The following is a 14,708-nucleotide window of genomic DNA, read 5'->3' on the forward strand; positions in this document are numbered from 1 at the left end:
CGGATTATCAAACATCGACGGCACAAAAACGTGCCCCCCACGATTGCAATTAGTGAGAATGTTTAGGCACAGCCGAACCGCGGCAACCAACCAGGAAATCGAAATCGCAGCCTTCGTCGGCCTGCAAAACCCGGTCGATATACAAGCGCTGGTACCCGCTATGTGCAGTCACGGTTTCCGCGTTCACTATGGCTCTTGCAGTCTGGCGCTGCGCCATTTCGGCATCGCTGATATCCAGATGCAAACGCCCTGCTTCGCAATCCAGCTCGATCCAGTCGCCGTCTTGCACAATGCCCAGCGGTCCGCCGGCGGCGGCTTCCGGCGCCACGTGCAGGACCACAGTACCGTAAGCAGTGCCGCTCATGCGGGCATCGGAAATCCGCACCATGTCTTTGATGCCCTTCGCCAGCAGCTTCGGCGGCAAACCCATGTTGCCAACCTCGGCCATGCCGGGATAGCCTTTCGGTCCGCAATTCTTCATCACCAGCACCGAGCTGGCATCGACATCCAGTTCCGGATCGTTGATACGCGTCTTGTAGTGTGCAAAATCTTCGAACACCACCGCCTTGCCGCGATGCTTCATCAGTTCCGGCGAGGCAGCGGATGGCTTCAGTACCGCACCGCGCGGCGCCAGGTTACCGCGCAAGATGCAAATGCCGCCGTCGGCAATCAATGGCTTGTCGATGACGCGGATCACTTCATCGTTGTAGATGGGTGCGTCCCGGTTATTCTCCCAAAGCGATTTGCCGTTCACCGTCAGGGCGTCCTTGTGCGGCAACAACCCGGCTTCGCCCAGACGGCGCAGCACGCCGGGCAGACCACCGGCGTAGTAAAACTCTTCCATCAGGAAGCGGCCGGACGGCTGCAAATCAACCAACGTCGGCGTGCCACGCCCAATTGTCGTCCAGTCTTCCAATTCAAGCGGTACGCCGATACGGGCGGCGATCGCCTTCAAATGAATCACAGCATTAGTCGAACCACCGATCGCGGCATTGACCCGGATCGCATTTTCGAACGCAGCACGAGTCAGTATTTTCGACAGCCGCAAGTCTTCCCACACCATATCGACAATCCGCATGCCCGACATGTGCGCCAGCACATAACGGCGCGCATCGACTGCAGGAATCGCGGCATTGTGCGGCAAGGAAGTGCCAAGCGCCTCGGCCATGCAAGCCATGGTGGAAGCCGTGCCCATGGTGTTGCAGGTGCCGGCCGAGCGCGACATGCCGGATTCCGCCGCCAGGAATTGATGCATGGTGATCTGGCCGCCTTTGACTGCTTCGCTCAGTTGCCAGACAGCGGTGCCGGAACCCAGATCCTTGCCTTCGTGTTTACCGTTCAGCATCGGGCCGCCGGTGACAACAATCGCCGGGATGTCGCAGCTGGCCGCGCCCATCAGCAACGCCGGCGTAGTCTTGTCGCAGCCGACCAGCAGCACTACGGCGTCCATCGGATTGCCGCGTATCGATTCTTCTACATCCATGCTGGCGAGATTACGGGTCAGCATGGCGGTTGGCCGCAGATTCGATTCGCCGTTGGAGAACACCGGGAACTCCACCGGGAATCCGCCCGCTTCATAAATGCCGCGTTTGACGTGTTCCGCAATCTTGCGGAAGTGCGCGTTGCATGGTGTCAGTTCAGACCAGGTATTACAGATGCCGATGATCGGCTTGCCCTGGAATTCATGATCGGGAATCCCCTGGTTCTTCATCCAGCTGCGGTACATCATGCCGTTCTTGTCGTTGCTGCCAAACCATTCGGCCGAGCGCAGCGGGCGTGTATTTTGGAGCGGGCTCTTTTTATCGACAGTCATCTTTGGCTTCCTTTTGAATTTTCAGGACGGCATCTCTCCGCACCGAGGTTGATGCCGCTATAAAATGAAATCTGGAAAATCGCCAGCTGCGGATCAATCATCCGCAACGGCATTGCAGTTGTTCTATTTGTTCTTGTTGTAGACGTCGACAAATACTGCGGCCAGCAATACCAGGCCTTTGATTACCTGCTGATAATCGATGCCGATGCCCATGATCGACATGCCATTGTTCATCACGCCCATCACGAAAGCGCCGATCACCGCTCCCATGACCTTGCCGACGCCGCCGGATGCCGAGGCGCCGCCGATGAAGCAAGCTGCAATGACATCCAATTCAAAGCCGGTTCCGGCTTTTGGCGTGGCTGTATTGAGACGGGCTGCAAAAATCAAACCCGCCAGCGCTGCCAGCATGCCCATGTTGATGAAGGTGTAGAACGATACGCGCGAGGTCTTGATGCCGGACAGTTTGGCAGCCTTCTCGTTACCGCCGACTGCATAGATGCGGCGGCCGATGGTGGTGCGGTTGGCGATAAACGTGTACACCACCATCAGCAGGAACATGATGATCAGTACGTTCGGCATGCCCTTATAAGAAGCCAGCAGATAACTGAAGAAGATGATAACCGCGGCAAACACCGCGTTCTTCACGATGAAGAACAGATAAGGCTCATCCTCCATGCCGTGCCTGGTCTGCTTGTTGCGGGCGCGGACTTTGACGAAAATCATGATGGCGGCGACGACGACGCCTACCAGCAAGGAAGTGATGCGCACATCGGCGGCGCTGAAGATATCAGGGATGAAGCCCGAGCTCAGCATCTGGAAATCGTCAGGGAACGGCCCTATCGATTGCCCTTGCAGCAGCGCCAGCGTCAATCCCTTGAACACCAGCATGCCGGCCAGGGTGACGATGAATGAAGGAATCTTGAAAAACGCCACCCAATATCCCTGGGCCGCGCCGATCACGCCCCCAGCCAGGATGCAAAGGATGCTGGCCAGTACGAAATTCATGTGCAGGTTGACGATCAGCACTGCCGCCAGCGCACCGATGAAACCGACCACCGATCCCACCGACAAGTCGATATGGCCAGCCACGATAACCATCAGCATGCCCAGCGCCATGATGACGATGTAGCTGTTCTGCAGCACCAGGTTGGTCAGGTTCAGCGGCTGCATCAGGGTGCCGTTAGTCATGTACTGGAAAAACGCCATGATCGCGATCAACGACATGAGCATGCCGTATTCGCGCATATTGTTTTTCAGGAAGCCGCTGTATTCCTTCTTTTCGGCTGCGGGCTGGGGCCGGTTCTCATTGGCTGTCGGCGCTAGAATATCGTGGTTCATTTCAGTTGTCTCCGTTCTTCACATTCCGTACTATTGCGCGCATGATTTTTTCCTGGGATGCTTCTGCCGCCGTCAGTTCGCCGACAAATTTCCCCTCGTTCATGACATAGATACGGTCACACATGCCCAGCAGCTCCGGCATTTCCGATGAAATCATGATGATGCATTTTCCTTCCCTGGCCAGCTGGTCGATGATGGTATAGATCTCGTACTTGGCGCCGACGTCGATGCCGCGCGTCGGTTCATCCAGGATCAGCACATCGGGGTTGGAAAACAGCCATTTGCTGAGCACCACTTTTTGCTGGTTGCCGCCGGACAGGTTCAGCACTTTCTGGAACACGTTCGAGCAGCGTATCTTCAGCTGGCGCCGGTAATCGGCTGCGACCGAATACTCGCGCCCTTCGTCGATCACGGTCTTGTCGGCTACGCCGTCGAGGTTGGCCAGCGTAATATTCTTCTTGATGTCCTGGTCCAGGATCAGGCCGTAGCCTTTCCGGTCTTCGGTGACATAGGCGATGCCGTTGTCGATGGCTTTTTGCACCGTGCTGACGTCGATCTCCTTGCCGCGCAAAAACACCTTGCCACTGATGCGCTGGCCGTAGGCGCGGCCGAAAATGCTCATCGCCAGTTCGGTGCGGCCGGCGCCCATCAAACCGGCGATGCCGACGATCTCGCCTTTCCTGACACTGAAATCAACACCCTTGATGACCTGCCGTTCCGGATGTATCGGGTGATGCACTTGCCATTGCCTGACTTCGAAAATGATCTCGCCTATGTCCGGGGTGCGCTTGGGGTAGCGGTCCGCCATCTCGCGTCCGACCATATTCTGGATGATGCGGTCTTCGCTGATCACTTCTTTGTGGCAGTCCAGGGTATCGACCGTGGAACCGTCGCGCAGGATCGTGATCGAATCCGCGACTTTGGAAATTTCGTTGAGCTTGTGCGAAATCAGGATAGAGGAAATGCCCTGCGCCTTGAGCTCCAGCAGCAAATCCAGCAAGGCGTCGCTGTCGCTTTCGTTCAGGCTCGCGGTAGGCTCGTCGAGGATCAGCAGCTTGACCTGTTTCGACAGCGCCTTGGCGATTTCAATCAACTGCTGCTTGCCGACGCCCAGGTTGGTGATCAACGTGCTTGGCGATTCTTTCAGGCCGACTTTAGCCAGCAATTCCTTGGTCTTGGCGTACGAAAGTTCCCAATCGATCACGCCGTTCGTTGCTTGCTCGTTGCCGAGGAAAATATTCTCTGTGATCGACAGCAGCGGCACCAGCGCCAGTTCCTGGTGGATGATGATGATGCCGATTTCTTCGCTGTCGGCGATGCCGTCGAACTGCCGCGCCTTCCCTTCGAAATGGATCTCGCCGGTGTAGGAGCCGTGCGGATAAACTCCGCTCAGCACTTTCATCAAGGTGGATTTTCCGGCGCCGTTTTCGCCGACCACGGCGTGGATTTCGCCGTTACGGACCGCCAGATTGACATTGTCTAATGCTTTAACTCCCGGGAATGTCTTCCCGATCCCGCGCATTTCCAGGATGGTTTCCATCTGTTGTTACCTCGCTTACCTCAAACCTTCGCCAGCGCCTGACTCCGAGACCTCGCAATGCACTCATGCACATTGCAAGGTCCGGCCAAACAAGACTCTTTATCGCTACCTAGCAATACGTATCACACCATATTGCTACGCCCTGGCCGATGCTTATTTGATCTGCGTTTCGGTGTAATAGCCGCTGCCGACCAGCACTGGCTTCCAGTTGGCGACATCGACGCTGACTGGTTTCAGCAGGTAGGAAGGCACCACCTTGACGCCGTTGTTATAAGTCTTGGTATCGTTGATGGCAGGTGCTTTGCCGCTCAGCATGGCGTCGACCATGCCGACCGTCACCTTGGCCAGTTCACGCGTGTCCTTGAACACGGTCTGGCGCTGCTCGCCGCGCACGATGGATTTCACTGAGGGGACTTCGGCGTCCTGGCCGGTCACCACTGGCATCGGCGACTTAGGCGTGCCGTAGCCTACCCCTTTGAGCGACGACAGGATACCGATGCTGATGCCGTCATACGGCGACAGCACTGCATCCACATGGGCGTTGCCGTAGTAGGCGCTGAGCAGGTTATCCATGCGCGCCTGGGCTACCGCGCCATCCCAGCGCAAGGTCGAGACCTTGTCCATGCCAGTCTGTTTGCTGCGCACCACCAGCTTGCCTTTATCGATATACGGCTGCAGTACCGACATCGCGCCGTTGTAGAAGAAGAAGGCGTTGTTATCGTCAGCCGAACCGCCGAACAGTTCGATATTGAACGGACCCTTGCCGCCCTTCAGGTCCAGCGCTTTTTCGATATAGCTGGCTTGCAGGACACCGACCTGGAAGTTGTCGAAAGTAGCGTAGTAATCGACGTTCCTGGAGCCACGGATCAGGCGGTCGTAGGCAATGACCTTGACGCCTTTGTCGGCGGCTTTTTGCAGGGCGTTGGATAATGTCGTGCCGTCAATCGCGGCGATCACCAGCACCTTGACGCCTTTGGTGATCATGTTTTCGATCTGCGCCAACTGATTCGGGATGTCATCTTCGGCATACTGCAGATCGGTCTTGTAACCTTTTTCCTTGAATACCTTGACCATGTTGTCGCCGTCGGCGATCCAGCGCGCGGATGATTTAGTCGGCATCGAAATACCGATCGGGCCCTTCTCTTGCGCACCAGCCTGGGACACCAGGCCGAACACGCCAATCATCAATCCAACAATCGTCGATTTAATCATTTTCACAGCTTGTCTCCTTAGTTATTTTGATCTTGCGTCAGAACATTGTGAGGCGCTTGCTTTAGCTATCCGATTAACTAACTACTTAATAACTACTTAATAACTACTTAATAACTACTTAATAACTACTAATCATGTGGCCCGTTGCAGGATGGCTGGCGACTGCAGACTACCGGTATTGCAAAAATATATTGCAGTCATGCAACCATCAATATGGACCTTTCCCGCTGAATCTCCTCGTCATCTTACGAACATCATTGATATCAAACAAATGAATTTTTTCGTGATTTCGATATCTTTTTCAATATCGAAATGGTGAAGGGAAAAATTCTGTGAAAGGCTTTCAGCCATCAATCACAAGAGAATAAATACCGAAGCCAGTGTAAAAACACTTGGCAAGTCTTACTAATCACTTTTTTATCACGATTGATATCCATTTCGATATCAGTCGTATTCGGACGGACTGCTGTTCAAGACCAACTGCGGCAGTAAGCCAGAAACTGCATCAGCCGCAGCGACAGGATTTTGTGTTTGCTGTGGATCAGGTAGAAGTGCCTGTGCAGGCGCGGCAACGATGTTCTCAACTCAACCAGCCTTCCGCTTTGCAGGAAATCCGCCACCACCGCATGCGACAGGCAACTGACGCCAAGACCGGCGGCAGTGGCGTGTTTAATGGCTTCCGAATTGCCGAATTCATAGCTTTGCCGTAAATAATGCAGATGCGGCAACAAGACTTGCTCGACCGCTTCACGCGTGCCCGAGCCCGGTTCGCGCAGCAGCCATTCAGCCTCGCGCAACTGCGCCACGCCGACTTTCTTTTCGCCGCCGGCCAAAGGATGCTGCGGCGAGGCGACAATCAGCAACTCATCGACCATCCATGGCTCAACTTGCAGGTCCGCAGCATGGGTGGGGCCTTCGATCAGGCCGACATCGACTTCAAAATTAACCACCGCGGCGACGATGTCAGCCGTGTTGGCAATCGTCACTCGCACTTGCAGCTCACTGTGCTGCTGGCGGTAGGCGGCGATCATCGATGGCAGCAGATAACTGCCGATCGTGGTGCTGGAGCCGATTTGCAAGCCTCCGCCCTGCGCCATGTCCGGCGTCAGGAACTGCTGTTCTATGGTCTTGGCGGCATCCACCACCTGCCCCGCCTGCGGCAATAAGAGGCGGCCGTTATCGTTGAGGATCAGGCGCTTGCCGACGCGGTCGAATAAACGGCAATCCAGCAGGTTCTCAAGCTCGTTCAAGGCGGCGCTGGTGGCCGATTGCGAGAGCGCGACTTGTTCGGCAGCCGCGGTCGTGCTGCCGGAATGGGCGACAGCAAGGAATATCTGTAATTGTCTGATGGTGAGACGCATCGTGGACCGGCCTCCGTATAGGGTAGCAACAACAAACAACAGCGAAAATTTCTGCGGGCGGAAACGCCCTCGAAACCTACCTGCATAATAGGTTGATTATACAAAATTAATCCGTTTTTCTTTTAGATCCCAAGTCGTTATAGTGACTTCCATAGCGGCATCGCGCCACATCACAATTGGAAGTCTTTGTGAATACCTCGACACTAACAACCACAACAACTGCAGTTCGTCCCTCCCCAGCCCGGTCCCCACGGCTGGCCGGATTGGCCTTGAGCGCATTGATTGCCGCGGCAGCGATTGCGGCCGCCAGGACAGACTGGCTGCAAGCGCACGGTTTCAGCGCGTTGACGCTCGCCATCGTGATCGGCATGCTGGCCGGTAACCTCGGTTATCGGCGGATCGCCCCTTCCTGTGCGCCCGGCGTCAATTTCTCCAAACAAAACCTGCTTCGGCTGGGGATAATCTTGTACGGCTTCCGGCTGACATTCCAGGATATCGGCCACGTCGGACTGAGCGGCGTATTAATCGATGCCCTGGTCTTGAGCTCCACCTTTGGCATTGCGCTGCTGGTCGGCACGCGCGTATTCAAGCTGGATCGCGAGACCGCCATGCTGATTGGTGCCGGCAGCTCGATCTGCGGCGCTGCTGCAGTGATGGCTACCGAACCGGTGCTGCGGGCACAGCCGGCGCAAGTTACAGTAGCGGTGGCGACCGTAGTGGTATTCGGTTCGCTGGCGATATTTCTTTATCCGCTGCTGTACCACCTCAATCTGCACTGGCACTTTCTGGCGGCCTCGCCGCTGGCCTTTGGCATCTATACCGGATCCACCGTGCATGAAGTTGCGCAAGTGGTGGCGGCAGCCCGCGCCATCAGCGCCGATGCAGCCAATACCGCAGTGATTGCCAAGATGGTGAGGGTGATGATGCTGGCGCCGTTCCTGATGCTTCTCTCCGCCTATGTCGCGAAGAAAGCCGCGAAGAAAACGGCCGGCACCAGGCAAGAGCATGAGAAATCGGACAGCACTGCCAAGCCCGGCGCCGGCGGCCTGGCCATTCCATGGTTTGCGTTTGGTTTTGTCGCCGTGGTGGCGTTCAATTCGATGAACCTGTTGCCGGGCCCGCTGGTGTCGCACATCAACGATGCCGACAACGTGTTGCTGGCAATGGCGATGGCCGCGCTAGGAATATCCACCCATTTCTCTTCGCTGCGTACTGCGGGAATCAAACCATTGATGTTTGCGGCAGTATTGTTCGGCTGGCTGATCGTCGGCGGCGCCTTGATCAATACGCTGGTGTTGCGCTTGTTCGCCTGAAAGCAGTCACCGGCTTAGTGACTGACGGGGCGGGGAAACACGGTCCCCCGCCCGTATTACTACTTGTCGTTACTACTGACCAGCTTTTACTGCAATCAGAACTTGTGACGCAGGCCTACGCGCAATACGTTCTGGCTGCTGTCATCCGCTGGCGAGTTGGTGTATGCACCGTTGATCACACCTGGATTGTTGACGTTGTTAGCGCGCTGATTGCTGTACATCGCGTACACGTCAGTGCGTTTCGACAGGTAGTAATCCACACCGAGGTTCAACTGAGTCGTCTTGCCCTTGGTCGAGCCCAGCGTTTTACGGCTGATATCGGCACGGTCATAAATCACGCTTGCCAGCAAATGCAGGTTACCCGAAACCGTATAATCCACACCCAGATCGAAGATGTTGGCTTTGGTGGCGGTAGTGATATTAACCAGGCCGGTTGCTGCCAATGCCGTCGCCAATGGACGCTTTGTTTGCGACCATGCACCGTAGATCTTGGCCGAGCCGGCTTGGTAACTGGCGCCGAGGGTGAAAGTTTTCAGGTCGGTGTCGCCAGCTTTGGCCGGCAGTGCATCTGCAGCCAGTTTGGTCTGGAAGTAACCCAGGCCGATACCGAATGGGCCATTAGCATAGTTGGCGCCCAGGCCGAAAGCCTGGCCAGCAGAGGTTTGACCTGCAACTTCGCCGAAACCGTAGAACAGGCTGCCGTTGAAACCGCTGTAATTGGCGCTGTCGTAGCGGATCGAGTTATTGGTGCGGGCGCCGGAGATGCGGTCCAGGTTGTTGAAGTGGCCGCCTTTGACGCCGTTGCCGCCGAATGTCTGCACCGACGTATACTTGTTGCCGATGTCTTCCAGATAATCGGTTTGACGGCCGATGGTGACAGTACCGAAGCTGCCGGACAGGCCGACTACCGATTTACGATCAAACAATGTGTTGGCGGTGCCTAACGAGCCATCGTCTGCATTGAAACCGTTTTCAAGTTGGAAAATTGCTTTCAAACCGCCGCCCAGATCTTCCGATCCCTTGAAGCCGATACGGGAAGTCGACAAATCGCCTGAATCCACGCTGAAGCGGCTATCGTTTTTCGGGCCTACTTTGCTGGTGTATGTCAGGCCAGCGTCAACCACGCCATAAATGGTGACATTGGTTTGTGCTTGTGCATTAGCGCCGATCAGGCCGAGGGCGGCTAGTGCGAATACAGTCTTTTTCATTTCTTCCCTTTGTTAATGTGTAAATATTCCTGGTGTCCGGCCTGGAGACCCTGGCAACATCTATTTCGAATGTTACGAATTGTTACAAGCTGAACGGCCTAGATATTACCAATTAACAAGAATATTGCATTGATTTTTGATGCTTCATTAAAAAGAAATGAAAATTTAATAGACGTTGCTGATTTATGTTGTTTTTTAACAGTAGTTTATGACATTTATGACTTGGCATAGTCATTATTCAACTAAGCGTATAGTGAAAGGTGTCGGCAGCACGCACCGATCGGGCATCGCCGAAAGATCCTCCATCCCAGCATTTGCATCGATCAATCAGCTGATTGATCAATATCGGTTTGTCGTCTCACCGCATACGAAGGGAAATGTCATGCTTAAAGCCGTTGGATATGCCGCGCAGACTGCGCAAACACCTCTTGCCCCGTTCAGTTTCGATCGCCGCCAGCCGGGACCCCACGATGTCCAGATCGAGATTCTGTTTTGCGGGGTATGCCATTCCGATCTGCATACCGCCCGCAACGAGTGGCACAACACCGTATACCCGGTGGTGCCGGGGCACGAAATTGTCGGCCGGGTGACCAAGGTCGGCGAGCACGTCAAGCAATTCAAGGCGGGCGATCTGGCCGGCGTCGGCTGCATGGTCGACTCTTGCCAGCACTGTCCGAGTTGCGCTGACGGGCTGGAGCAGTATTGCGAAAATGGCTTCACCGGCACTTATAGCGCTCCCGATAAGCATAATGGTGGCGTGACTTATGGTGGTTATGCCAACAATATCGTAGTCGACGAAAAATTTGTCTTGCGTATTTCAGACAAACTTGATCCAGCTGGCGCGGCGCCGCTGCTGTGCGCCGGCATCACCACTTATTCACCGTTGCGGCATTGGAAAGTCGGCAAAGGACACAAGGTCGGCATCGTCGGATTGGGTGGGCTGGGCCACATGGGCGTGAAGATCGCCCACGCGATGGGCGCGCATGTGGTGTTGTTTACTACGTCGCAGAACAAGATCGAAGATGCGCTGCGCCTGGGCGCCGACGAAGTCGTGATTTCGAAGGATCCAACGCAGATGAGGGCCCACGCCAACAGTGTTGACTTCATCCTCAATACCGTGGCGGCTCCGCATAACCTGGATGCGTTCCTGGCTCTGCTGAAGCGCGACGGCGCCATGACGCTGGTAGGCGCGCCGGCCGAATCGCATCCGTCGCCCAACGTGTTCAACCTGATCATGAAGCGGCGCACCCTGGCCGGATCGCTGATCGGCGGCATCAGGGAAACCCAGGAAATGCTGGATTTCTGCGCCGAACACGGGATCGTCTCGGATATCGAAATGATCGCCATCCAGGATATCAACCAGGCTTATGAGCGGATGTTGAAGAGCGATGTCAAATATCGCTTTGTGATTGATATGGCGTCATTGCAGCGCGAGCGCGATATGGCTGCAGCCTAAGGAGGGTGGGCACGTTGCCCACGTGGAACTCACTTCACGCACATGCGCCTATTTCAGTGCTGTGAGGGTCTGTACTCCGGTTATCGCGGTCACGCGTGGGCAACGTGCCCACCCTACGACAATCAGAAGGTCAGGGTCTTTACGCCGTCTGGCGTTCCTAACAGACAAATGTCAGCGCCCTTCTCCGCAAACAAACCGACCGTGACGACGCCGGTGATCTGGTTGATTTGCCGTTCCAGTTCGACCGGATCGGTGATTCTCAGGTCGACCATATCGATAATCACGCAACCGTTATCGGTAATCAGCGGCTTGCCATCCTTGAAGCGCAAACGCGGCTCGCCGCCTAGTTTGATCAGCTTGCGCGCCACCACCGCCTGCGCCATCGGGATCACTTCGACCGGCAACGGAAATTTGCCGAGCACCTTGACCAGCTTGGAGCCGTCGGCGATACAGATGAATTTCTCGGCTACCGAGGCGACGATCTTTTCGCGCGTCAGAGCGGCGCCGCCGCCTTTGATCATCGCGCCCTGCTCCGTGATTTCATCGGCGCCGTCAATATAGACCGGCATGGTCGCGACCTGGTTCAGGTCGTAGACTTCGATGTCATGCGCCCGCAGGCGCGCCGCAGTCGCTTCCGATGAAGCCACGGCGCCCTTGATGCGGTGCTTGATCCTGGCTAGTTCATCGATGAAGAAATTAGCGGTAGAGCCGGTGCCGACGCCGACAATCTGGCCATCCACCACGTATTTAATTGCTTCACGGGCAACAGCTTGTTTGAGTTCGTCCTGGGTCATGGCAGTCATGGCTTTGTCTTGAAAAAGAGGTAAAGACGCTATTTTAACCAAATGGCGGGATGAATTTGAAAAACAAAGCCGTCACTTAAGCATCTTAACCATCTTAAGCATCCTAATGACTTTCGTCAGGTTGCTGTTCCATCGTTTCACGCAGCGCGATTTGCAACTTGGAATGCAATTTCACAAAACGTTGCCACAACACCAACACCAGCGTGGCTGCGCCGACCAGCACCAGGATCAGCAGATTGGTCGGCGGCAGAATCCGGCTGCTGAGCGCGGCGATCATCAACATGATGCCTATGATGGACACCACCGGAATCACCTCGGCGATCACGCGCCGCACCGCATGGCTATAGGAACCAGCCCAATCCGGCTTGACGCTCATCTCTGCCAGCAACATGCTTAGCGCGTGCAATTTGCGATAAGTTGCGATCAGGAAAGGCAATGAAATCAGCAACGCCCCGCCCCACACTATCGCATTCTGAATCTGCGCATCCGCCACCCACGCCGACATGCTGTTGCCGAGCGTCTGGGCAAAATAGCCGCCGATGATGAAAATCGCCACCACCAGCGCCAGGTTCACCACCACCTGCATCAGGATGCGGCGAATAATGCGCGACAACTCAGCGCGGTCGCCCTGCGGTTGCAAGCTGTCGAGCCAGGTTGAGTACATGCCGAATACCGACACCAGTTTCTCCGGCATGGCCTGCGCCAGGCGGCTTGAGAGCGGATCGGCCAGCTTGATCAGGTACGGTGTCAGCAAAGTGGTCACGGCGGATACCGCTACCACGGTCGGGTACAGGAAATCGCTGGTCACTTTCAGGCTGACACCAAGCGCCGCAATGATGAAAGAGAATTCACCGATCTGCGACAGGCCCATGCCGACCCGCATTGAAGTGCGGCCGTCATGGCCGGACAGGAAAGTCGCCAGGCCGCAGCTGATGACCTTGCCCAGCACCACCGCCAGCGTAATCACACCGATCGGCAGCCAGTATTGGGCCAGGATGGAGGGATTGAACAACAGGCCGATGGCCACGAAAAAGATGGCGCTGAACATGTCGCGCACCGGTTCGATCAGGCGTTCGATCTGATGCAGGTGGCGTGACTCGGCCATCACGGCGCCGATAATGAAGGCGCCCAACGCCACGCTGTATTGCATTTTCATGACCAGCAAACAGAAGCCGAAGCACAAGCCAAGCACCGTCACCAGCAACATTTCCTTGCTCTTGAATTTGGCTACATAGTCGAGCAGGCGCGGGATGATAAGGATGCCTGCCACCAGCGAAACAATCATGAACAGCACCAGCTTGCCGATGGTAACCGCGGCATCGCCGGCGTCCACCGAACCGCTGGTCGCCACGCCTGACAGCAAAGCGATCATGCCGATCGCCAGCACATCCTCGACAATCAGGATGCCGAAAATCAGTTGCGCGAATTTCTCGCGTTTCATGCCCAGTTCGTTGAGCGCCTTGACGATGATGGTGGTGGACGATACCGACAGCATGGCGCCGAGGAATACCGCATCCATCTGCTTCCAGCCGAAATAAATACCGATCTCGTAGCCGACCCACAGCATCAGCGTAATCTCCGCCAGGGCCGCCACAAAGGCCGTGGCGCCGACCTTGCCGAGTTTCTTCAGGCTGAATTCCAGGCCCAGCGAAAACAACAGGAAGATCACGCCCAGTTCCGCCAGGATCTGGATTGTGCGCTCATCCGTGATCAGCGAAAACGGCGGCGTATGCGGTCCGATGATGACCCCGGCGACGATATAACCAAGCACCACCGGCTGCTTGAAACGGTTGAACAGCACCGTGACGACACCGGCGATCAGCATGATCACGGCCAGATCCTGGATAAACATTTCTACCGCATGGTGCATTGGCAAGTTTCCGAAGTAAGCAAATTGGGGGGATGCCGCAGGGTGGGCAGGCCTTTATGCCCACGCGTGACCGCGATAACCGGAGTACAAACAGGCCGGGCGCGGAATTGCGCATGCACATGGAACGAGTTCATTCACGCGTGGGCACAAAGGCGTGCCCACCCTACGCAGCTTGGTTATTTTGCAATTATATAGTGTGCCGACCCGTGCCAACCCGGTCGCGTGCCCACACCACGCAACTCAATCGTCGTGATTAGGATCCAGCTCGGGAAACAGCACTTCGGTAAAACCAAAGCGGGTGAAATCCTTGATCCGCATCGGATACAGGATGCCATTCAGGTGATCGGTTTCATGCTGCACCACACGCGCATGGAAATCGTCGACGTCGCGGCTGATGCGCGCACCAGACTGATCGAAACCTTCATAATGCACACGGCTCCAGCGCGGCACCACGCCACGCATGCCGGGCACCGACAGGCAACCCTCCCAGCCATCTTCAATTTCTTCCGATAACGGCGTCAATACCGGATTGATCAGCACGGTCTCGGGCACCGCCGGCGCATCCGGGTAACGCACGTTATTCTTGAAACCGAAGATCACTACCTGCAGGTTGACGCCGATCTGCGGCGCCGCCAGACCGGCGCCGTTGGCTGCATGCATCGTATCGAACATGTCAGCGATCAGCGCCTCCAGTTCCGGCGTATTGAACGCGGTGACAGGTTCTGCTTGGCGCAACAGGCGGGGATCGCCCATCTTCAGGATTTCACGAACGGTCATGGCGTCGGCTTTAC

General features: G+C 55.9%; 11 protein-coding genes. 2 read left to right on the forward strand and 9 right to left on the reverse strand.

The genetic code is table 11. The features are described from left to right. Positions 1–49: 49 nt before the first annotated feature. The 5 genes from KHU29_RS15160 to KHU29_RS15180 all read right to left on the reverse strand — a co-directional run bounded on the left by KHU29_RS15160 (position 50) and on the right by KHU29_RS15180 (position 7,267). Positions 50–1,813: an IlvD/Edd family dehydratase gene (locus KHU29_RS15160; protein WP_211453607.1), complete on the reverse strand. Its 1,764-nt coding sequence runs from the start codon at positions 1,811–1,813 to the stop codon at positions 50–52. Between the two features lie 123 nt (positions 1,814–1,936). After that, entirely contained in the window at positions 1,937–3,154 is a 1,218-nt protein-coding gene (mmsB, locus tag KHU29_RS15165) for a multiple monosaccharide ABC transporter permease (protein ID WP_246542086.1), read from the reverse strand. A 1-nt stretch (position 3,155) separates the two neighbouring features. Beyond that, the gene (mmsA, locus tag KHU29_RS15170) at positions 3,156–4,694 is read right to left on the reverse strand and encodes a multiple monosaccharide ABC transporter ATP-binding protein (protein ID WP_211453608.1); all 1,539 of its coding nucleotides are present in this window, start codon (positions 4,692–4,694) and stop codon (positions 3,156–3,158) included. A 153-nt stretch (positions 4,695–4,847) separates the two neighbouring features. Then, complete coding sequence (gene chvE / locus KHU29_RS15175; RefSeq protein ID WP_211453639.1) at positions 4,848–5,906, reverse strand: multiple monosaccharide ABC transporter substrate-binding protein; 1,059 nt, start codon at positions 5,904–5,906, stop codon at positions 4,848–4,850. A 470-nt stretch (positions 5,907–6,376) separates the two neighbouring features. Continuing rightward, complete coding sequence (locus KHU29_RS15180) at positions 6,377–7,267, reverse strand: LysR family transcriptional regulator (protein ID WP_211453609.1); 891 nt, start codon at positions 7,265–7,267, stop codon at positions 6,377–6,379. A gap of 188 nt (positions 7,268–7,455) precedes the next feature. On the opposite strand from KHU29_RS15180, the gene KHU29_RS15185 reads away from it, so the two are divergent. Further along, positions 7,456–8,580 (forward strand): YeiH family protein, encoded by a 1,125-nt coding sequence (locus KHU29_RS15185; RefSeq protein WP_211453610.1) that lies wholly within the window; start codon positions 7,456–7,458, stop codon positions 8,578–8,580. Between the two features lie 95 nt (positions 8,581–8,675). Here KHU29_RS15185 and KHU29_RS15190 read toward each other — a convergent pair whose 3' ends face one another. Next, positions 8,676–9,788: a porin gene (locus tag KHU29_RS15190; protein WP_211453611.1), complete on the reverse strand. Its 1,113-nt coding sequence runs from the start codon at positions 9,786–9,788 to the stop codon at positions 8,676–8,678. Positions 9,789–10,170: 382 nt separating this feature from the next. Here KHU29_RS15190 and KHU29_RS15195 point away from each other — a divergent pair, with 382 nt between their 5' ends. Then, positions 10,171–11,244 (forward strand): NAD(P)-dependent alcohol dehydrogenase, encoded by a 1,074-nt coding sequence (locus KHU29_RS15195; RefSeq protein ID WP_211453612.1) that lies wholly within the window; start codon positions 10,171–10,173, stop codon positions 11,242–11,244. Positions 11,245–11,366: 122 nt separating this feature from the next. On the opposite strand, the gene rpiA is transcribed toward KHU29_RS15195, so the two are convergent. The 3 genes from rpiA to def form a co-directional block, all read right to left on the reverse strand. Then, the gene (rpiA, locus tag KHU29_RS15200) at positions 11,367–12,038 is read right to left on the reverse strand and encodes a ribose-5-phosphate isomerase RpiA (protein WP_211453640.1); all 672 of its coding nucleotides are present in this window, start codon (positions 12,036–12,038) and stop codon (positions 11,367–11,369) included. 112 nt (positions 12,039–12,150) lie between these two features. Next, complete coding sequence (locus tag KHU29_RS15205) at positions 12,151–13,917, reverse strand: cation:proton antiporter (protein ID WP_211453613.1); 1,767 nt, start codon at positions 13,915–13,917, stop codon at positions 12,151–12,153. A gap of 240 nt (positions 13,918–14,157) precedes the next feature. Continuing rightward, positions 14,158–14,694 (reverse strand): peptide deformylase, encoded by a 537-nt coding sequence (gene def / locus KHU29_RS15210; RefSeq protein WP_211453614.1) that lies wholly within the window; start codon positions 14,692–14,694, stop codon positions 14,158–14,160. Positions 14,695–14,708 lie beyond the last annotated feature (14 nt).

It is taken from the genome of Collimonas antrihumi, from assembly GCF_018304965.1.
GTDB lineage: Bacteria > Pseudomonadota > Gammaproteobacteria > Burkholderiales > Burkholderiaceae_D > Collimonas > Collimonas antrihumi.